19 protein-coding genes and 2 pseudogenes are annotated in these 19,455 nt (G+C 61.6%); 9 read left to right on the top strand and 12 right to left on the bottom strand.

The genetic code is table 11. The annotated features are described in order from the left end of the window. Position 1: 1 nt before the first annotated feature. Positions 2-3,157 carry a multidrug efflux RND transporter permease subunit gene (locus ABID58_RS09065; RefSeq protein WP_354032378.1) on the top strand — a complete coding sequence of 1,052 codons (3,156 nt, stop codon included), beginning with the start codon at positions 2-4 and terminating at the stop codon, positions 3,155-3,157. 44 nt (positions 3,158-3,201) lie between these two features. Here ABID58_RS09065 and ABID58_RS09060 read toward each other — a convergent pair whose 3' ends face one another. Then, a complete protein-coding gene (locus tag ABID58_RS09060) occupies positions 3,202-3,822 on the bottom strand; it encodes a hypothetical protein (protein ID WP_354032377.1) in 621 nt (206 codons plus the stop codon). 263 nt (positions 3,823-4,085) lie between these two features. Between ABID58_RS09060 and ABID58_RS09055 the strand changes: the two genes are divergently transcribed. Then, on the top strand, positions 4,086-4,301 hold the full coding sequence (locus ABID58_RS09055) for a hypothetical protein (RefSeq protein ID WP_354032376.1): 216 nt from the start codon (positions 4,086-4,088) through the stop codon (positions 4,299-4,301). A 107-nt stretch (positions 4,302-4,408) separates the two neighbouring features. Here ABID58_RS09055 and ABID58_RS09050 read toward each other — a convergent pair whose 3' ends face one another. Together ABID58_RS09050 and ABID58_RS09045 are read right to left on the bottom strand one after the other, a co-directional pair. Beyond that, positions 4,409-4,723, bottom strand: a complete 315-nt coding sequence (locus tag ABID58_RS09050) for a hypothetical protein (RefSeq protein ID WP_354032375.1) — start codon at positions 4,721-4,723, stop codon at positions 4,409-4,411. A gap of 248 nt (positions 4,724-4,971) precedes the next feature. Continuing rightward, positions 4,972-5,581, bottom strand: a pseudogene (locus tag ABID58_RS09045) (IS1595 family transposase); the annotation flags it as partial. Between the two features lie 64 nt (positions 5,582-5,645). On the opposite strand from ABID58_RS09045, the gene ABID58_RS09040 reads away from it, so the two are divergent. Next, complete coding sequence (locus tag ABID58_RS09040) at positions 5,646-5,897, top strand: hypothetical protein (RefSeq protein WP_354032374.1); 252 nt, start codon at positions 5,646-5,648, stop codon at positions 5,895-5,897. 194 nt (positions 5,898-6,091) lie between these two features. Further along, positions 6,092-7,219, top strand: a complete 1,128-nt coding sequence (locus ABID58_RS09035) for an AAA family ATPase (protein WP_354032373.1) — start codon at positions 6,092-6,094, stop codon at positions 7,217-7,219. 122 nt (positions 7,220-7,341) lie between these two features. Here ABID58_RS09035 and ABID58_RS09030 read toward each other — a convergent pair whose 3' ends face one another. Then, positions 7,342-7,743 (bottom strand): hypothetical protein, encoded by a 402-nt coding sequence (locus tag ABID58_RS09030; protein WP_354032372.1) that lies wholly within the window; start codon positions 7,741-7,743, stop codon positions 7,342-7,344. A gap of 484 nt (positions 7,744-8,227) precedes the next feature. Between ABID58_RS09030 and ABID58_RS09025 the strand changes: the two genes are divergently transcribed. Together ABID58_RS09025 and ABID58_RS09020 are read left to right on the top strand one after the other, a co-directional pair. After that, complete coding sequence (locus ABID58_RS09025) at positions 8,228-8,554, top strand: hypothetical protein (RefSeq protein ID WP_148756408.1); 327 nt, start codon at positions 8,228-8,230, stop codon at positions 8,552-8,554. 41 nt (positions 8,555-8,595) lie between these two features. Beyond that, complete coding sequence (locus tag ABID58_RS09020) at positions 8,596-9,081, top strand: hypothetical protein (protein WP_354032371.1); 486 nt, start codon at positions 8,596-8,598, stop codon at positions 9,079-9,081. Here the strand turns inward: ABID58_RS09020 and ABID58_RS09015 are convergent. Continuing rightward, positions 9,078-9,983 (bottom strand): LysR family transcriptional regulator, encoded by a 906-nt coding sequence (locus ABID58_RS09015; RefSeq protein WP_354032370.1) that lies wholly within the window; start codon positions 9,981-9,983, stop codon positions 9,078-9,080. The two genes, ABID58_RS09020 and ABID58_RS09015, sit on opposite strands and share 4 nt — an antisense overlap. A 276-nt stretch (positions 9,984-10,259) precedes the next feature. On the opposite strand from ABID58_RS09015, the gene ABID58_RS09010 reads away from it, so the two are divergent. The 3 genes and pseudogenes from ABID58_RS09010 to ABID58_RS09000 form a co-directional block, all read left to right on the top strand. Continuing rightward, positions 10,260-10,724, top strand: a complete 465-nt coding sequence (locus tag ABID58_RS09010) for a DUF3237 family protein (RefSeq protein WP_354032369.1) — start codon at positions 10,260-10,262, stop codon at positions 10,722-10,724. 67 nt (positions 10,725-10,791) lie between these two features. After that, positions 10,792-11,448: a VOC family protein gene (locus tag ABID58_RS09005; RefSeq protein WP_148756411.1), complete on the top strand. Its 657-nt coding sequence runs from the start codon at positions 10,792-10,794 to the stop codon at positions 11,446-11,448. A gap of 10 nt (positions 11,449-11,458) precedes the next feature. Continuing rightward, positions 11,459-11,584 (top strand): annotated as a pseudogene (locus ABID58_RS09000) (IS5/IS1182 family transposase); the annotation flags it as partial. Positions 11,585-11,816: 232 nt separating this feature from the next. On the opposite strand, the gene ABID58_RS08995 reads toward ABID58_RS09000, so the two are convergent. From ABID58_RS08995 to gap, 7 genes are all read right to left on the bottom strand, one after another. After that, positions 11,817-12,608, bottom strand: coding sequence for an inositol monophosphatase family protein (locus tag ABID58_RS08995; RefSeq protein ID WP_148756412.1), 792 nt, complete (start codon positions 12,606-12,608; stop codon positions 11,817-11,819). 119 nt (positions 12,609-12,727) lie between these two features. After that, positions 12,728-13,834, bottom strand: a complete 1,107-nt coding sequence (locus ABID58_RS08990; RefSeq protein WP_354032368.1) for a tetratricopeptide repeat protein — start codon at positions 13,832-13,834, stop codon at positions 12,728-12,730. 9 nt (positions 13,835-13,843) lie between these two features. After that, entirely contained in the window at positions 13,844-14,512 is a 669-nt protein-coding gene (locus ABID58_RS08985) for a thiamine phosphate synthase (protein ID WP_354032367.1), read from the bottom strand. A 3-nt stretch (positions 14,513-14,515) separates the two neighbouring features. After that, complete coding sequence (locus ABID58_RS08980; RefSeq protein ID WP_354032366.1) at positions 14,516-15,541, bottom strand: class I fructose-bisphosphate aldolase; 1,026 nt, start codon at positions 15,539-15,541, stop codon at positions 14,516-14,518. A gap of 306 nt (positions 15,542-15,847) precedes the next feature. Then, positions 15,848-16,915 carry a class II fructose-bisphosphate aldolase gene (gene fba / locus ABID58_RS08975; protein WP_354032365.1) on the bottom strand — a complete coding sequence of 356 codons (1,068 nt, stop codon included), beginning with the start codon at positions 16,913-16,915 and terminating at the stop codon, positions 15,848-15,850. A 62-nt stretch (positions 16,916-16,977) separates the two neighbouring features. Next, positions 16,978-18,174 carry a phosphoglycerate kinase gene (locus ABID58_RS08970; protein WP_354032364.1) on the bottom strand — a complete coding sequence of 399 codons (1,197 nt, stop codon included), beginning with the start codon at positions 18,172-18,174 and terminating at the stop codon, positions 16,978-16,980. Between the two features lie 170 nt (positions 18,175-18,344). Further along, positions 18,345-19,352, bottom strand: a complete 1,008-nt coding sequence (gap, locus tag ABID58_RS08965; protein ID WP_148756418.1) for a type I glyceraldehyde-3-phosphate dehydrogenase — start codon at positions 19,350-19,352, stop codon at positions 18,345-18,347. Positions 19,353-19,455: the final 103 nt, after the last annotated feature.

Here is a 19,455-nt window from a genome sequence, read left to right as displayed (position 1 = left end):
CATGGCCAGCTTCTTCATCGACAGGCCGATCTTCGCCTGGGTCGTCGCGCTGTTCATCTGTCTGATCGGCGCGATCTCGGTCCCGCTGCTGCCGATCGCGCAATATCCGATCATCGCGCCGCCCTCGATCTCGGTCTCGACCAGCTATCCCGGTGCGTCGCCCGAAAACCTCTACAACAGCGTCACCCGGCTGATCGAGGAGGAGCTCAACGGCGCCTCCGGCATTCTTAATTTCGAATCGACCAGCGATTCGCTCGGTCAGGTCGAGATCATCGCCAATTTCCAGCCGGGCACCGATACCAGCGCTGCGTCCGTCGAGGTGCAGAACCGCATCAAGCGCATCGAGGCACGGCTGCCGCGCGCGGTCATGCAGCAGGGCATCTTGATCGAGGAAGCATCCAGCGCGGTGCTTCAGATCATCACGCTCAATTCGACCGACGGCAGCCTCGACGAGGTTGGCCTCGGCGACTTCATGATCCGCAACGTGCTCGGTGAAATCCGCCGCATTCCCGGCGTCGGCCGCGCCACGCTCTATTCGACCGAGCGCAGCCTTCGCGTCTGGGTCGATCCGGCAAAGCTGGTCGGCTATGGGCTGACCGCCGATGACGTCAACAAGGCGATATCGGCGCAGAACGCGCAGGTCGCCTCGGGCAGCATCGGCGCAGAGCCGTCGACCGACAGCCAGCGCACCTCTGCGCTGGTGCTGGTCAAGGGCCAGTTGTCGTCGCCGGACGAGTTCGGCGCCATCATCCTGCGTGCCAATGCCGACGGCTCGACCGTGCGGCTGCGCGACGTCGCGCGGGTCGAGGTCGGCGGCCTCAGCTACCAGTTCAACACCCGCCTGAACGGCAAGCCGACGGCCGGTCTCTCCGTGCTGATGTCGCCGACCGGAAATGCGCTGGCGACCGCAAGCGCGGTCGAGGAGAAGATGAAGGAGCTGTCGCGCTTCTTCCCGGCCAACATCTCCTATGAGATCCCCTACAATATCACGCCCGTGGTCGAGGCCTCGATCAAGAAGGTGCTGACGACGCTGGTCGAAGCCGTGGTGCTGGTGTTCGTGGTGATGTTCCTGTTCCTGCAGAACATCCGCTACACCATCATTCCGACCATCGTGGTGCCGGTGGCGCTGCTCGGCGCCTGTACCACGCTGCTGCTCGCCGGCTACTCCATCAACATGCTCTCGATGTTCGGCATGGTGCTCGCGGTCGGCATCCTCGTCGACGACGCCATCGTCGTGGTCGAGAATGTCGAGCGCATCATGAGCGAGGAGGGCCTGCCGCCGAAGGAAGCGACGCGGAAAGCGATGTCGCAGATATCAGGCGCCATCATCGGCATCACGCTGGTGCTGATGGCCGTGTTCGTGCCGATGGCGTTCTTCCCGGGCTCGGTCGGCATCATCTACCGTCAGTTCTCGGTGACCATGGTCGCGGCGATCGGCTTCTCCGCCTTCCTTGCGCTGTCGCTGACGCCGGCGCTGTGCGCGACGCTGCTCAAGCCCGTCGCGGCCGGTCACGGCCATGCGAAGAAGGGCGTGTTCGGCTGGTTCAATCGCATGCTCGAAGGCGGCAAGGAGGGCTATTCCCGCACCGTCGTCTTCTCGCTGAAGCGCACCGGCCGCTTGATGCTGGTTTATGTCGCGCTGCTCGCCGGCCTGTCCTGGGCCTTCGTCAATCTGCCGGGCGGCTTCCTGCCCGTCGACGACCAGGGTTTTGTGACTACGGACGTGCAGACGCCGTCGGATTCGTCCTACGGCCGTACCGAGGCTGTGATCGAGAAGGTCGAGAAATATCTCGCCGAGCGACCGGGCGTGAAAGACGTCACCTTCCTCACCGGCTTCAGCTTCTCCGGCCAGGGCATGAACACCGCGCAGGCCTTCATCACGCTGAAGGACTGGTCGGAGCGTGGACCGACGGAGTCCGCTGCCGCGATCGTCAACGACACCAACCGCGATCTGTCGTCGTCGATCCGCGACGCCAAGATCTCGGCGCTGCAGCCGCCGCCGATCGACAATCTCGGCAACTCGTCCGGCTTCTCGTTCCGTCTCCAGGATCGCGGCCAGAAGGGCTATCCGGCCCTGATGCGCGCCGCCGACCAGTTGATCGCGGAGGCCAATGCGAGCCTGGTGCTGCAGAAGGTCTATGTCGAGGGTCTGCCCGAGGCCGGCGTCGTCAATCTCGTGATCGACCGCGAGAAGGCGGGCGCCTTCGGCGTCACCTTCGAGGATATCAACAACACCATCTCGACCAACCTCGGCTCGAACTACATCAACGACTTCCCGAACCGCGGCCGCATGCAGCGCGTCGTGGTGCAGGCCGACAGCCGCGACCGCATGAGGACCGAGGACATCCTCAACTACAACGTCAAGAACTCCCACGGCCAGCTTGTGCCGTTCTCCTCCTTTGCGACGGTAGAATGGTCGCGCGGTCCGACCCAGATCGCCGGCTTCAACTACTATCCCGCCGTGCGCATCTCGGGCGAGGCGAAACCCGGCTTCACCTCGGGCGACGCGATCGCCGAGATGGAGCGGCTCGCCGGAAAACTGCCGCGTGGCTTCGGCTATGAATGGACCGGACAGTCGCTTCAGGAAAAGCTGTCGGGCTCGCAGGCGCCGTTCCTGCTCGCGCTCTCCGTGTTCGTGGTGTTCCTGTGTCTGGCCGCACTCTACGAGAGCTGGACCATCCCGCTCGCGGTGCTGCTCACCGTGCCGCTCGGCATCGTCGGTGCCGTGGTTGCGGCCATGCTGCGCGGTCTGCCCAACGACGTCTATTTCACCGTCGGCCTCATCACCATCATCGGGCTCGCGGCCAAGGACGCGATCCTCATCATCGAGTTCGCCAAGGACCTGCGGAAGGAAGGCAAGCCGCTGGTGGAGGCCACCATCGAGGCCTGCCGTCTCCGTTTTCGCCCGATCCTGATGACCGGTCTCGCCTTTATCTGCGGCGTGCTGCCGATGGCGATCGCTCACGGCGCCGGCGGCGCCAGCCAGCAATCCCTCGGCACCGTGGTGATGGGCGGCATGATCGCGGTGGTGATCCTGGCGCTGCTGATGGTGCCGGTGTTCTTCGTCTCGGTGCAGCGCGTGCTGGGCGGGGATCGGGAGAAGGTGACGGCAAAAGGCGGCGAAGCGTATGGTCCGCCGGCGCCCGTGAAGCCATAGAGGCGGGCGCGCTCCGGAGGTTTGGGGTTTCTGGCGCGCCCGAATCACGTTCGAGGTTGTCGGTTCATCGCCGCTATTCGCTGCTTGAGGGTGGCGGCGAGTGCATCCGCCTCGTTATCAGAGAATTCCGATTTCATCGGGAACTTCAAAAGCGTTTGTGGCCGGAGCCACAGGGCCTGCTTCACCCAAAAAGATTCCTTGGGTGGCCAAATCCGTTCAAGCTTCGAGCCCTCTACCGCGATGCTGTAACTTTGCAGCGTAGTTGTATCTGGGCCGCTAAACACATGCGCCAAAAGGTTGCCGATCCCCATGGTGGTGACTTGCGTGTTGTAGCGGGGACGTCCGTCACGCATGATTCGCACATGCGATAGGCCAGCATCATTAAAGTGGAAGTTGTGGTAGACGTACCACTGGTTCCACTTTGGTCCTTTGGATCTGCTTACGTAGATGTGGAATCCGTCTGGTGGCAGCCTAGTCTTTTGTAACGCTAGTAGCGCTTTCTGGCCTGTTGTCGGAGGGGCGTTGTCGGCGTACTCGGCAAGTATTGTGATGAGAGCTAACCATCCGGCCAGAGAGACCTGTTCTTGCTCGGTTAGGGCTTTGTCGAGTTTGTCTTCCAAGGCATCTTTCAGAAATAGCACGACTTCATCTTCGAACTGCTTCATCCAGACGCCATTGCAGTCAGAGCATGCCAAATACGGCGCAAGCAAAAACGAGTCTCGTTTGAACTTCTGAGATACCTGCCGTTGCTGGGAAGTCCGCGAGCCAGGGCCGTGCTGTGTTATAATGCGGGTGGTCCTGTGGTTCTTTTGTCGTGGAAGAACCTTCTTGAGCCAGCGCGGCCAGATATGAGTTTCCGTGAGTGGCTTTCCGCCGCATACGATGCATGTCTCGTAGGTCGGTGCTATGAAAGCTGGATCGTGCGGCATTGGGTATCCTGTTTACGGTCAGGAAGATGGCAGAGAAAAAACGCACTATTGAAGAGCAGATCGATCTACATCCCGGCGCATGGGAGCGCTTCGAGCGCGCGGCTGAGGTAGTTGGTAAAAGCCCAACGCAGCATCGTGAAGGCAAGGTAAAAGATATCGGCGTCTCAAAAAGTATGCCGAACAAGACGAAGGATTTGGAAAAACCCGGCAAGTAAGCCGGGTTTATGTTTGAGGTATCCGCCACGAAACGACAGATCAGGTTTGTGAGGAGCCGTGTAGTTCGTTTGGTAGCCCGACTATTGCGGGTGCCGATCGATGTGCATCAGGAATACTTCTGCAAGTAAGGCATCAGCTTGAAGATGTCTTGATCCACGATCTTGCCATAGATGCCGGCCGATTTTGTATCCATCTCTCGAATTAGGAACATGTCATGAGATTCAGCCACGGCACCCGCTAGGGCATTTATTAGCGATTTGATCGTACTTGCTGACTCGAAGGCGATAAAAGATGTTGGGTCTTTCCACCATTGAGTGCAGTTTGTCCGGACTGCATCATTGAGCGCTTCATAGCGTTTTTCGTAGGTGCGGCCACCGACAGTGGCTTCATGGATTCGAAAAGTAAGCCAGTACACAGTCATATTTTCAGTTCCTTATGAGGAATCCTGAAAAACTTGACAGCGAGTCGAATCCACGTAGTGTGAATTTGTTATCGGACTGCGCCGCAAGCTTTTCAGGGCTGTTGCCGTGAAAAAAATGGAGGGCTGGACCTTGCCGGGTCTGGCCCTTTCCATTGATGCAACGAATCATTTCGCGTACTAGGACGGATGGGATCAGTCTCGCACGCGAGAGTCGATTCCGTGAATATACGGGCATGGTCACGTCCTCGCTACCGTGGCGAGCCAGCGCAGGAAGCGGCGTGCCAGGAGCTTAATTCGACGCAGCGTCTTTTTTTGCTGTTAGGCCGTCGATAGGTCAGACGCTTGCCAACGATACCTTTCGCCGCGATCTCAGCGTGGGCGTAGTCGTCAACGCCAAGTGCGACGCGGTTGCTATAGCGGAAATCGAACCCCGCAAGGTAACGATGCAAGTGCATCTCGCCGCAGTGCTGATAGACACCCTTCATGCCACGCTTGAAGATCAAGTAGTAGCCTTCGACCGTATTGGTTGAGATTACTTCATCGCTTTCATAGCGAACGTATTCGTCCTTGCTAGGCTTGACGCTGGCATGGTCCAGACTCGATATCGGAAATGATTTTGTAGGATGCAGCCTCGTCCGTCATCAGGCGCGCCTCACGGCTGAGGTTGCCGCGAATGATGGGAGGCAGATCGCCAGTGCGCACGCCATCAACGTGGAAGCTGCGGGCAGAGCCGCCGCGTTCCACAAGCGTCATGACGACGTTCTTGTGAGCCCAAGCAACTTTGCCTTTCTTCTGGATCAAGGTCACAATCGCCGCACTCCGTGCGAGGATTCCTACGAAAGCTTCATGTTTTCTGACGGAACCGCGCGCGGGCAAATGTGTTTGCCCGCGGGGTTAGGGGTTCCACGGAGAAACCGTCCAAATGTTGAAGAAGATCCTTTCCGCTGCCGCTGTCGGCAGCGGCGTGCTGATGATGTCGACCTTCACCGCATCGGCGGCGATCGTGTGCCAGGGCCACACCTGCTGGCACACGCAGGAAGCCTATGAGTTTCCCCACGAGGCGAGCGTCGTCGTCCATGAGGACAATTGGAAGTGGGGGCCGCGCGAAAAGTTTGCTTTTAGGGAGCACGAGGGACGCGGCTACTGGCACGGCCGCAAATGGGTGGCGTGGTAATACGCACGATTTGAGACCGGAGGCCGCGATTTGCGGCCTCCCTTTATCGGCGGCATGAGGGCAGGCCACTGAACGCGGGATCGGGCGGCTTGCTTTCTCGGGGTGGTCAATCCAGACTACATCCCTGAATTGAAATAGCATGTATTCGCACCGCAGCGCGAATGCACAGCCAACCCGCCGATTGAGAGCGTGTGATGCGTCCGACCGACGTTGCGATTTCCAACTATCGCTCCATTCGGCAGCTCTCGATACCCATCCACCCCTTGTCCGTGTTTGTGGGTGAGAATGGTGTCGGCAAATCCAATCTCTACAAGTCCTTGTCGCTGTTGCGCGACGCGGCGGCAGGTCGAATCACGCGCACGATCGCCGAGGAGGGCGGATTAAATTCCGTCTGTTGGTCCGGCCTTCGCAAGCGAGGAGAAGATGGTCGACTGCGTTTGTCGGCCAAATTCGATAATCTCAGATATTCCATTGAGCTCGGATTTCCCGGCCCGGTTGAGGCGGCATTTTCCGGCGAGCCGATGATCAAGGCTGAAAGCATCGAAGCGACGCAGGGCAAACGAAAGGTCCTGTTGATGGAACGGAAAAATTCGCTCGTCAGCCTCCGCGGCCAGAGCGGTGCCTGGGTTAGCCACAAGGATGCGGTGCTGCCGTCAGAGACGGCGCTTGCGGGTTTTTCCGATGGCAAGGAATGCCCTGAAATCGACCTGATCAGAAACGCGATGCTGGGCTGGCGATTCTATCATGATTTTCGCACCGATCCGGCGTCGCCGATACGAAAGCCGTGTCTGGCGATCACGACGCCCTCGCTCAGTGCCGACGGAACCGATTTGGCTGCCGCCCTGGCGACGCTCTATTCCATTCGGGAAGATGCCACCGACTTGCAGGACGCGATCCAGGATGCATTCCCGGGCGCTGAGCTCCGCGCATGGGAAGAAAATGGTTGGTGTGAATTTGATTTACAGCTGGCGGATATGCCGCGGCCGTTTAGGGCTCATGAACTGTCCGATGGGACGCTGAAATACATCTGCCTGCTCGCAGTCTTCATGGGCTATCGGCTGCCGCCCTTCATCGCGCTGAACGAACCGGAGACCAGCCTGCATCCGTCGCTGCTGGCGCCATTGGCGCGGCTGGTCGCCAAGGCGTCACGTCGCGCGGACATCTGGATTGTCACGCATTCGGAACAACTGATGGAGGCATTGCGAAGCGAGAGCTCGGTCCCGCTTCGCCGGGTGATCAAGCCGAAAGGAGCCACGACCATCGAGGGCCTGACCATCGGCGGTGAATATCGGGACGAGGAATCCGACGAAGACGACTCTTAGTCGTTGCAGGTCGTGCCGTCGTGCGACGGCTACTTCCGCAAAATCTTCACCAGTTCCCCGTGCGAATGGCCTCCCAATCGAACGACATCGCCGCGGAACGATATCGCCGATCCACCGCTGTTCTAATCTGAATATTCCCAGAAATCGTCCGGAATAGAGCTTCCCATGGCAGCCCGCATGGCATCCCGCAAAAGCCTCGCTGCGGGCATTGGACGAAAAGCTATTGTGCGATCGACGATGAATCCCTCGTCGTTTTCTTCGATAAGATCGAAGCTTTCCAGCTCGTGGCCCTGAATTTTTCCCTTCCATCTCAGTAGGGTTCTTCGGTCGTCTAGCTTCCATTCACCCGTATAGGCACCCTCCCGTAGCGTGGTCGACGTCGCGAAAATCTTCGCAACTACCGCACGACCTTCTGCAGTTCGTATCAACACGGGACTGTGAAAAACAACATTTGGAGCGAGAAGCTTTTCGTAGTCAGCAACAGTGGCGTGGCCCGACTCACGCAGTTTGCGAATTGCATGCATGGTGGACGGCTCCTTGGATGGCTGCAACCCTATGCCTGCTTCTTGGTGACATTTGGCGAGTGTAGCGGCAACGCCGCCCGCTTGAAAGCGATTGCGAACGGCGCCGTTTCGGCCCCGCACCCCGACGAAATCGCTCGAAGCCTTCCGCGTTTCGGAAGGAGACTTCTCAGTTTTCCCGTCTGTTGCACCGACAGTTTTCGCTCCACTTTCACCCAACGGCGCCGCCCGAGCGCGACAGCTTACAGATGGAGGCGAATATGGGTGAGGTTATCCGGTTTGTTCCAAAGGCCGAACGCGAACGGCTCCGCCTGATTCAAGAAGCCCGGGCGATCTATGACAGCGTTTTCCCGTCTGATGTCATCGGTGGGCGAAGCGACGGGGCATCAACCGTAGATGCTCGTCGTGGCGATACCCGCCCCTAAAACACAGCACCAAAGCGCACACCACCATCTATCCACTTCGAACGAATCCAAAGGAGGTCACCATGTCGATCCGAAGCGCTCTTTTCACGATTGCATTCCTCACAGCTACCCTTGGTACAGCCCATGCCGAAAGCCTGCGTCCGATCCAAGCCAAGAGCATTGATCTCGGCGACGTATCGGGCGTCACTTACTACACGATCGAGGGCGACGGTTTTCATGTCGTCACAACCCTGGCCCAAGGCGAGGCGGGAACGCCAATCCGTGTTGTGTCAGTTCTTGCACCTGGCCAGCACGTGGTCCTGTCGACGACAAGCCGGAAGACCGGGCTTGAAATCAGCCGGCAACGCGATCGCGTAATTGTCCGCAACGCGAGCTCCACCGTCGACTGAAGTTTGATTGGTCCGCGTATTCTGAAGATTGGGAGCTGAGCATGTCTACGATCCATATCCACCGAACGACCACGTCAACACCTGAACAGTATATTGCTGGGCTCACCGACTTCGGGCCGGGTCGTTCGGAGCTTTTTGGTAACAGCGCGGACGAGTACCTGAAGGTGCATCACAAGGGTATTTCGGAGGCCGACGTCACGGAGGGGTCAGGTGGCATCTGGGAACGCTTGCACTACGATTGGTCTCATCCCAATCGGGTAATCCTCTCGACGACAGATTCCAATGTTTGGGGAGGCGCGTCAGGTCACACCTACAGCTTCACTCGGCGTCCTGACGGCATGACCGAAATCGACGTGACTGTCGTTCGCGATGGAAAGAATTTCAAAGGCTGGGTGCTAGGTGCCGTACTAGGCACGGTTGGCAGGCATGTTTTAGAAAGCGCGTTTGACCGCTCGATCGAGGCGATCGAGGCTCGAAACAGTCTTTCGAGATCTCGCGAAACGGTCGAGCAGGGTCGTGCGGCCTAACTATTAAACTCTGCCAGAACTCGTTTTAGCCGCGGGGCTGCGAAATCGAGGAAAGCTCGCACTTTGATCGGAAGAAATTTATCGGCCGTATAGACGAAGTTGACCGGCATCGTGGGCGGACGAAACTCATCCAGTAGAGTTGTTAACGATCCGCACTTTAGTCCGGAATGGAAATGATACGAGAGAGCGATCGTAATTCCCACGCCCGCGCACGCCGCTTCACACGCGGCCTCGGCGTTGCTGACAACGAGCCGTGGACGCATAGGTATCGCAACCGTCGTCTTGCCTACCGCAAATGTCCAAACATCGGGCGCCATGATGGCCGGATAGCTTATGCAGTCATGACCGGCCAGATCTTCCGGCTTGCGGGGCGTTCCGCGCGTCGCCAGATAGGTGGGATTGGCGCAAACTACGCTTCGCGTTGTTCCCACAGGCACCGCTATCAGACTGCTATCCGGTAACGCGCCAATGCGCAGGCCGATGTCGACCTGCTCTTGAAACAGGCTCTCCACACGATCTGTAAGAATCAAGTTCGTCCTGATGTCAGGAAAGGTCTTGAGGAAGTCGGCAAGGATCGGGATGAGGTGAGTGCGCCCAAGACTCTCCGGAGCCGTAACCGTCAATTCGCCGGTTGGCGCGGTAAACTCTCCAGAGGCCATGCGCTCGGATTCCGTAACATCCGCAAGAATGCGCTTGCACGCAAGCAGATAGGAGCTGCCAGCGTCGGTGAGGACGAGTTGGCGACTTGACCGGTTGAACAGCTTGACCCGCAGATGAGATTCAAGTTCGGAGATCTTGCGGCTAACTGTTGTAAGGGGCGTCTTCATCTGACGCGCCGCAGCCGACAGGCTGCCAGCCTCGACGACCGCAAGAAAGGTTGACATGGCGTCCAGGCGATCCATCGCATCCTCTTCCAAAATTCGGAAGGATAGGTTCCGATTGTGCCACGTAACCGCGGATTTCGGAAGTCGTCGCTAAAGAACACAAGTAATAAGCCCTTGGGCTTGCGGGGCTTCTTCGCTCGAGGGCAAGAGCCCGGGGACGTCGAACCTATAGACCCTCCGTGGTTTGGTAGGGCTCCTTCCGCATCCGTCAGTTGGCAATGTCGAGTGTCGCCTCCACTTTTCGCAGTGAGAGCGAAGTGCCACCATCCGGCACAACGACCACCAAAGGAGAGAATGATGGCCGAGGTTCAGAAAATGCGAGGCGAAAAGATTTACGAGTGCGACTTCAATATCACCGGAGTGACCGACTACGGCGTGACGCTGGATGCACTCCTAAGCGGCAAAGAAAAGGTGCCCCTGCAGGGAGCACGAATTGATGTGGCTTTCGAGGGAGACATCAAAGGTCGGATCACGGGCAAAGTACGTAGTGGCGTCGAATACCTCCAGCTGCGTGCCGATGGACGCACTGATCTCGACGGCAGAGCCACAATTGAAACTGAAGACGGCCATCGCATCGCCATGCGTATTGAGGGCGTTGCGACGCCGCGAGCGAATGAACCGATGATGGACCTCGTTGCCAACGTGCGTCTTACCACCGCAGCTCCGAAGTATGATTGGGTCAACACGAGGCAGATTTGGGGGCTCGCCACTGTAAATTTGGCGACGGCGAAGATACACGTCGAATCGTTCTTGCAGTGACGAACGCAAACCGGCCGGCGGGGCAGAACGCTATGAGAGAATACTTCGCACCATAGAGGAGTTAGGCATGAGCACAATCCAGGAGCAGAGGGGAGCCGCGTCCAGGCATCCGGATGCAAAGAAGGTGAACTTCAAGCTTGAGGCCGTCGTCATACCCGTATCGGATGTCGATCGTTCAAAGTCTTTCTACGGCAGCCTTGGCTGGCGGCTCGACGCAGATTTCGCCGTCGGCGACGCGTTTCGCGTGGTGCAGTTCACGCCTCCCGGTTCACCAGCCTCGGTCCATTTCGGCAAGGGGCTAACGTCCGCAACACCCGGCGCAGCACAGAATATCTACCTGATCGTATCCGACATCGAAGCAGCCCACGCCGAACTCATCGCACGTGGCGCCCAGGTGAGCGATGTATTCCACCGCGCCGGACCGGGGCAGCCGCCTCTGAGCGGACGCGATCCGGCGGGGCGCAGTTATGTCTCGTTCGCCTCTTTGAGCGACCCCGACGGAAACACCTGGCTCCTGCAGGAGATCACCGCGCGATTGCCCGGGCGCGTGGACTCCGACGACACGGCGTTCTCCTCGCCGGCTGAGCTTGCCGCAGCACTTCGTCGCGCCGCCGCCGCGCATGGCGAGCACGAGAAGCGGACCGGCACGCATGATGAAAATTGGCCGGATTGGTATGCCGAATACGTGGTGGCCGAGCAATCCGGCCGTGAGCCGCCGAAATAAGCCAAGATCCAACCGGATCAGGCAACGTCGTCGGATCGCTACACGCTACGATAAGCTTGCCGCCAACTATCTTGCCTTCGTCCAGATCGCATCCATCCGGCTATGGCTCGCTGCCCGTAGCGAGTCCACGCCCTAGTAATGCGGATGCTACGATAGCATTGGCCGGGTCGTGGCCTTCAACCATCCCCCAGGATCGGATGACCGGCCAACATTCGTCAGCGTCGCGGACCGCATTGATGAGCTGGTTTGAGCAGTGCTACGTGGCGCGCTCAAGACGCCTCATGAGTCTAATCGCCGCGCATGCCGGTGAGTACTGGATCGTCCGCCTTCGCGGACGATGACCGCAGTGTGTAAGGTGTGGCCTCGGCCTACGCTGCCTTCCTCAAAATCTTCACCAGCTCGCCGTGCACGAACTCGTTCCCGCACACGACGTCGCCCGTGACGAGCGCATCGCCCGGCGTGTTGATATCGCTCACCGTCCCGCCGGCCTCGCGCACCATCAGCATGCCGGCGGCGATGTCCCAGGATTGCAGATTGCGTTCCCAGTAGCCGTCGAGGCGGCCGGCGGCGACGAAGGCGAGGTCGAGGGAGGCGGCGCCGAAGCGGCGCAGGCCGGCGACGCGGTCCTGGATCGCGGTCATCTCGCGGCGGAATTCCTCGTGGTCGCCGCGGCCGATATGGGGCAGGCCGCAGGCCACCACGCATTCGTTGAGCTGGCGGCGGCCGGCGACGCGCAGGCGCTGGTCGTTGAGGAAGACGCCCTTGCCGCGCTCGGCGATGTAGAGCTCGTCATTGGCGGGGTTGTAGATCACGCCGGCGATGATGGTGCCCTCGCGCACCAGACCGATCGAGATCGCGAATTGCGGGATGCCGTGCAGGAAGTTGGTGGTGCCGTCGAGCGGGTCGACGATCCAGGTGTGGCTCTTGTCGGAGCCTTCCCGCGTGCCGCCTTCCTCGCCGATGAAGCCGTAACCCGGCCGCGCCTTGGCGAGGTCCTGGTAGAGAATTTCTTCGGCACGCTTGTCGGCGAGCGAGACGAAATTGGCCGGCCCCTTCAGCGAGACTTGCAAATGCTCGATCTCGCCGAGATCGCGCTTGAGGCTGCGGCCGGCGCGGCGCGCGGCCTTGACCATGACATTGATAGTGGCGGAATACAGCATGAGCTCTGGTCTTGATCGGGGGAGGAGGCGCAGAACCGCGCCATTTGAGGGGATTGGGTGCCCCGCGAGGGGCCAAACGTCAAGTCGTTCAGGTCATTTGCAGGGCATTTGGCGTCAGGTCATTTGTTTCCGAGCCATTTTTTGGCGGCGGCCTCCGCCTTGGCGCGGTCGTCGGCAGGCAGATCGGCCAGCTGCTTGTCGAGCTCCGGGTCGCCCTTGCCGGAGGTTTTGGCCACCAGATGCCATTTGAACCCCTCGACCTTGTCTACGGATGTGCCCATGCCGTTGATCAGGACCCAGGCGAGGCGGTTCTGCGCGATCGCGCTGCCCTGGCGGGAGGCCTTGCGCAGCAACGCCACGGCTGCGGGCTGGTTCTTCGGCGTGCCGGCGCCGTTGAACATGGCGATGGCATATTCAACCTCGGCATCGACATTGTCGGCCAGCGAGGCTGCCTGCAGCAGCCGCACCGACCGATCGGGGTCCTTCGGCACGCCGGTGCCTTCCTTGTAGAAGGTCGCGAGGGCGTATTGCGCCTCGGGCAGTCCGGCATCGGCCGCCTGGCGCAACAGCTCGGCGGAGCGGTTGACGTCCTGCGGCAGGGTCTGGCCGTCCAGATAAAGCAGGGCAAGGTTATAGGCCGCCCTGGGCTCGCCGAGCTTGGCGGCGGAGGCCATCAGCTTGACCGCCTCGCCCTTGTCGACGGGGCCGCCGCGGCCGGCGATGCGCAGCATGGCGAGCGCAAACATCGCCTCGCGGTCGCCGGCGTCGGAGGCGCGCTTGTACCATTCGATCGCCTTGGCGTAGTCGCGCCTGATGCCCATGGCGTTGGAATAGAGCTCGCCCAGCATGGTCATGGCCTTGGCATCACCGGTCTTGGCGCGCGCGCTGGCGAGGTCGAAGGCGGTCTTGTACTGGCCGCGCTGATAGGCGCCGAACACCAGGTCGACGTTGGAATTGTCGGTCGGCGGCGCGGGGATCACGGTGGCCGGCAGCGTCGGGCTCGGCGAGGCCGACGGCTTTGGCGCCGGTGCGGCCTCCTTCTTCCTGGTGATCGTGTGCGGCGCGACCTTTGGCTTTTCCTTTGCCGTTTCCTTTGCCGTTTCCTTGGGCTTCTGCTTTTCGGGCGCAGGGCTCGGGATCGTCGCCGGCGGCGTGATCTGGAGCTGCGCGGCCGCAGGCGCCGCCAGCAGCAGCGTGGTGAGAAGCATGATGCGCAGGAGTGTCATGGCGGGGCGCTAGCCCTGGCCCGCGGCAACAGCCGTGAAGGCCCTCTTGATCGCGGCATCGGCCTCGATCAGCGCGGCCTTCGGCCCGCGCGAATCCGCCCAGACGAGATCGCCGACCAGCACGAAATCGGCGCCGCTGGCGGCGAAGTCGTGGGCTTCCTCGAACGACATCGCAAAGCCGACGCAGGGCGGCTCGAACAACTCGGCCCACCAGTCCAGCCGTTCGGCGATCGCCTGGGACGACGGGCGCTGGCCCTTCGCATCGGGCTCGCCGAACAGCACGTAATCAGCACCCATCTCGCCCGCATTCATGGATTCGTGCCGCGTCTCGAGCCCGCCGACACCGGCGATGCGATCGGGCTTGAGCGAGGGCATCGCCTCTTCCAGCGCGGCGATGCCTGCGAGATGCGCGCCATCGGCGCCGCCGCGTGCGACGATCTCGGGATGGCCGTCGACGAGCAGGGCCGCGCCGGCGTTCTGCACCATCGGCGCCAAAGCCTTGATCCGCGAGATCATGGTGCGCTGGTCGGTCTCCTTCAGCCGCACCAGCACGGCTGCGACATCGACGGCTGCGAGCAGAGCGGGCAACTCGGCGAGGAGCGCGGCGGGATCGTCGACAACAGGCGTCGCGAGATAAAGACGCGGCGCCGGGCGCGGCGGAGGCGATTTGTTCGACAAGATCTAGGCTGCCTTCTTTTCCAGGCTGCTTTGCCATTCGCCCTTGGAGGCGAGGCCATTCATGCGTGCACGATGACTGAATGCATTTTGTCCGGCCGCGACGTTCTCGGCCTTGCCCGACCAGGCCTTCTGCGGCGCGGCCTGCAGCGCGCGGCCGTACGAGAAGGTCAGGCCCCAGGGTAGCCTGCCAAGCTTGTGCATGGCGTTGAGGTGCGCAGTCGCCTCCTCGTCCGCCTGGCCGCCGGAGAGGAAGGCGATGCCGGGCACCGCCGCCGGCACGCACGCCTTCAGCAGCCGGATTGTCTTCTCCGCGACCTCCTCGACGGAAGCCTGCTTTGCGCATTTCTTGCCCGAGATCGCCATGTTCGGCTTCAATACCATGCCTTCGAGCGCGACGCGCTGCACGCGCAATTCCTGGAACGTCTCGTTGAGCACGCGGCTCGTGACCTCATAGCAGCGGTCGATGTCGTGATCACCATCCATCAGCACCTCCGGCTCGACGATCGGCACGATCTGCGCGGCCTGGCACAGCGCGGCATAGCGCGCCAGCGCATGGGCATTGACGCTGATCGCGGTCATCGAGGGAACGTCGCTGCCGATATCGATCACCGCGCGCCATTTGGCGAAGCGGGCGCCGCGCTCGTAATATTTCTTCAGCCGCTCGGCAAGCTTGTCCAGCCCGACGGTGACTGTTTCGCCCGGGCACATCGGCAGGGCTTGCGTGCCCTCGTCGACCTTGATGCCGGGAATGGCGCCGCTACTCTCGATCAGCTTGACCAGTGGCGTGCCGTCACCTGCCGCCTGCCAGATCGTCTCGTCATAGAGGATCACGCCCGAGATGTACTGGCTCATGGCCTCTCTCGAGCGGAACAGCATCTCGCGGTAGTCGCGGCGGTTGCCTTCGGTCGATTCCACGCCGATCGCGTCAAAGCGCTTCTTGATGGTGCCGGAGGATTCGTCGGCGGCAAGGATGCCCTTGCCGGGCGCGACCATGGCGGTCGCGATTTTGTTGAGCTCAGTCAGATTCATCGAGAGGTCCTCCCAAAACGATTCTGCCCTTGCCTGTGAAAATAGACGGTTCTCGGGCAATTGCCGAGTTAACGTTCGTCGCAGGGTAAGGGGGGCGGGGAGGGCCGCAAATGAGCGGCTGGCGACGGTTCTCCTCGCCCCGCTTGCGGGGAGAGGTCGGTCGCGAAGCGACCGGGTGAGGGGGGCCTCCGCGAGTCCGTCTGTCACCGCCTCTGCGGAAGCAGCCCCTCACCCCGCCCTCTCCCCGCGAAGGGCGGGGCGAGGGAGACGATAGAGCGTGCCGGGCTTCACGCCCTCGCGCGGTCCTTACGCCACCTTGGGGTCGAGTTCGCCCTTGGCGTAGCGCCTGGCCATGTCGGCGGGGGTCAGGATCTTCTTGAACTTGGAGGCTTGGCCGGCGGTGTTGAACTCCTGGAGCCGCTGCTTGCACAGCTTGGTCATGGCTTCCATCGCCGGCTTCAGATACTTGCGCGGATCGAACTCTTCCGGATTGTCCTTGAGCACTTTCCGGATCTGGCCGGTCATGGCCATGCGGTTGTCGGTGTCGATGTTGATCTTGCGCACGCCGTGCTTGATGCCGCGCTGGATCTCGGCAACCGGCACGCCCCAGGTCGGCTTCATCTTGCCGCCATGGGCGTTGATGATGTCCTGGAGGTCCTGCGGCACCGACGAGGAGCCGTGCATCACGAGATGCGTGTTGGGCAGCTTGCGATGGATCTCCTCGATCACGTTCATGGCGAGGATGTCGCCGTCCGGCTTGCGGGTAAATTTGTAAGCACCGTGAGACGTCCCCATTGCGATCGCGAGCGCGTCGACCTTGGTCTCCTGGACGAACTTCACGGCCTCGTCCGGATTGGTCAGGAGCTGGTCGTGGCTCAGCTTGCCTTCGGCGCCGTGGCCGTCTTCCTTGTCGCCCATGCCGGTTTCGAGCGAGCCGAGCACGCCGAGCTCGCCCTCGACCGAGATGCCGCCGAGATGGGCCATGTCGGTCACGGTCTTGGTGACGCCGACATTGTAGGTCCAGTCGCCGGGGGTCTTGCCGTCGGCCTTGAGCGAGCCGTCCATCATCACCGAGGTGAAGCCGGCCTGGATCGCGGTCATGCAGGTGGCGGCCTCGTTGCCGTGGTCGAGATGCACGCAGACCGGAATGTGCGGGTAGATCTCGGTGACCGCGTCCATCATGTGCTTGAGCATGACGTCGTTGGCGTAGGAGCGCGCGCCGCGCGAGGCCTGGATGATGACGGGCGCGTCGACCTGGTTGGCCGCGTCCATGATCGCCAGCGCCTGCTCCATGTTGTTGATGTTGAAGGCCGGGACGCCGTAATCGTGTTCCGCCGCATGGTCGAGCAATTGACGCAACGTGATCCGAGCCATCTGTCTTTTTCTCCGTTCGGGCCTCAGGGCCGCTTGTTTCTTGCCGGTTTCTTGCCGTCTGATTACTTGATGCGCAGAACTTCGACGCCGGGCAGGGGCTTGCCCTCCATCCATTCAAGAAATGCGCCACCGGCGGTCGAGACATAGGTGAAATCACCGGCCACATGGGCCTGGTTGAGGGCCGCGACCGTGTCGCCGCCGCCCGCGATCGAGATCAGCTTCTTGGCCTTGGTGCGCGCGGCGGCGTGCTTGGCGGCTGCCATCGTGCCACGGTCGAACGGCTGCATCTCGAACGCGCCGAGCGGTCCGTTCCAGACCAGCGTGGCGGCGTCGTCGATGGCGGCGTGGATGCGTGCGATCGATTGTGGGCCGACGTCGAGGATCATGCCGTCGGCCGGGATCGCATCGAGCCCATAGGCATGCGACGGCGCGTTGGCGGCGAAATGATAGGCGACGGTGGCATCGACCGGGAGGATGATGGCGCAGTTGGCGGCCGAGGCCTTCTCCACGATGCGCAACGCAGTGGCGGCGAGATCCTTCTCGGCCAGCGACTTGCCGATGCCGACGCCCTGGGCGTGCAGGAAGGTGTTGGCCATGCCGCCGCCGATCACGAGCGCGTCGACCTTGCCCACGAGGTTCTCGAGCAGGTCGATCTTGGTCGAGACCTTTGCGCCGCCGATGATCGCGATGACAGGCTTGGTCGGCGAACCCAGCGCCTTCTCCAGCGCGTCGAGCTCGGCCTGCATGGTGCGGCCGGCATAGGCCGGCAGCTTGTGGCCGAGACCTTCGGTCGAGGCGTGGGCGCGGTGCGCGGCCGAGAAGGCATCGCTGACCCAGATGTCGCCGAGCTTTGCGAGCTCCGCGACGAAGGCCGGATCGTTCTTCTCTTCCTCTTTGTGGAAGCGGGTGTTTTCCAGACAGAGGATGTCGCCATCCTCTAGGGTCGCCACAGCCTTGGCCGCGGGCTCGCCGATGCAATCGTCAGCGAACGCGACGGGCTTCTTCACGACCTTCGACAGCGCTTCGGCGACCGGCCTCAGTGAGTCCTTGGCATCGCGGCCCTTCGGCCGGCCGAAATGCGCGAGCAGGATGACCTTGCCGCCCTTGTCCGAGATTTCGGTGATGGTCGGCGCGACGCGCTCGAGCCGGGTCGCGTCACTGACGCGGCCATTGTCCATGGGCACGTTGAGATCGACGCGCAGCAGCACGCGCTTGCCCTTCACGTCGACGTCGTCGAGGGTGCGGAATTTGTTCGCCATCGGATACTCTCTCTTGTCCCGGGCGCTCTTGTCCCGGGCGCACTGCGGCGCGAAGCGCTGCTGTGCAGAACCGGGACCCACATTGCAGCGAGTCCCGCAGTTGAATGGGTCCCGGCTCTGCGGAGCAGCGCAAGCGCGCTGCACCGCGTCCGGGACACGAGAGTAAACGCTTAGATCACCTTCGCGAACGCGACGGCGGTGTCCGCCATGCGGTTCGAGAAACCCCACTCGTTGTCGTACCAGGCCATCACGCGCACCAGCGTGCCGTTCTGCACCTTGGTCTGGTCCATGTGGAAGGTGGCCGAGTGCGGATCGTGATTGAAGTCGATCGAGACGTTCGGCGCGTTGGTGTAGCCGAGGATGCCCTTGAGCTGCTGCTCGGAGGCGCGCTTCATCGCCTCGTTGATTTCCTTCGGATCGGCGGCGCGCTTGGCGACGATCTTGAGGTCGATCACCGAGACGTTCGGCGACGGCACGCGGATCGAGACGCCGTCGAGCTTGCCCTTCAGCTCGGGCAGCACGAGGCCGATCGCCTTGGCGGCACCGGTCGAGGTCGGGATCATCGACATCGCAGCCGCACGGCCGCGGTAGAGATCCTTGTGCAGCGTGTCCAGCGTCGGCTGGTCGCCGGTATAGGCGTGGATCGTGGTCATGAAGCCGGTCTCGATGCCGACGAGATCGTTCAGCACCTTGGCGACCGGCGCGAGGCAGTTGGTGGTGCACGAGCCGTTCGAGACCACCATGTGGTCCTTGGTCAGCGTGTCGTGGTTGACGCCGTAGACGATGGTGGCGTCGGCGCCGTCGGCAGGCGCGGAGACCAGCACGCGCTTGGCGCCGGCGGTCAGATGCGCGGATGCCTTGTCCTTCGCGGTGAAGATGCCGGTGCATTCCATCGCGATGTCGACGCCGAGATCTTTCCAGGGCAGCTTCGAGGGATCGCGCTCGGCGGTCACCTTGATCTTGCCGTTGCCGAGGCTGATCGAGTCGCCGTCGACGGTCACGGTGCCGGGGAAGCGGCCATGGACGCTGTCGAAGCGGAGGAGGTGGGCGTTGGTCTCGACCGGGCCGAGGTCGTTGATGCCGACGACCTCGATGTCCTTGCGGCCGGACTCGGCGATAGCCCGCAGGATGTTGCGGCCGATGCGGCCAAAACCGTTAATTCCGACGCGGACTGCCATGTTTCATCTCCTTATGACCGTTCAATGACGGGCTCGATAACGCCTAGTCTTCCCGCACAACGCGCTATACGCGCCTGCGAGGGTTTTTTAGGGGCGGACGCCC

This window comes from Bradyrhizobium sp. S3.2.6 (assembly GCF_040546885.1).
Lineage (GTDB): Bacteria > Pseudomonadota > Alphaproteobacteria > Rhizobiales > Xanthobacteraceae > Bradyrhizobium > Bradyrhizobium cytisi.
This window is presented reverse-complemented; position numbering and strand designations above follow the sequence as displayed.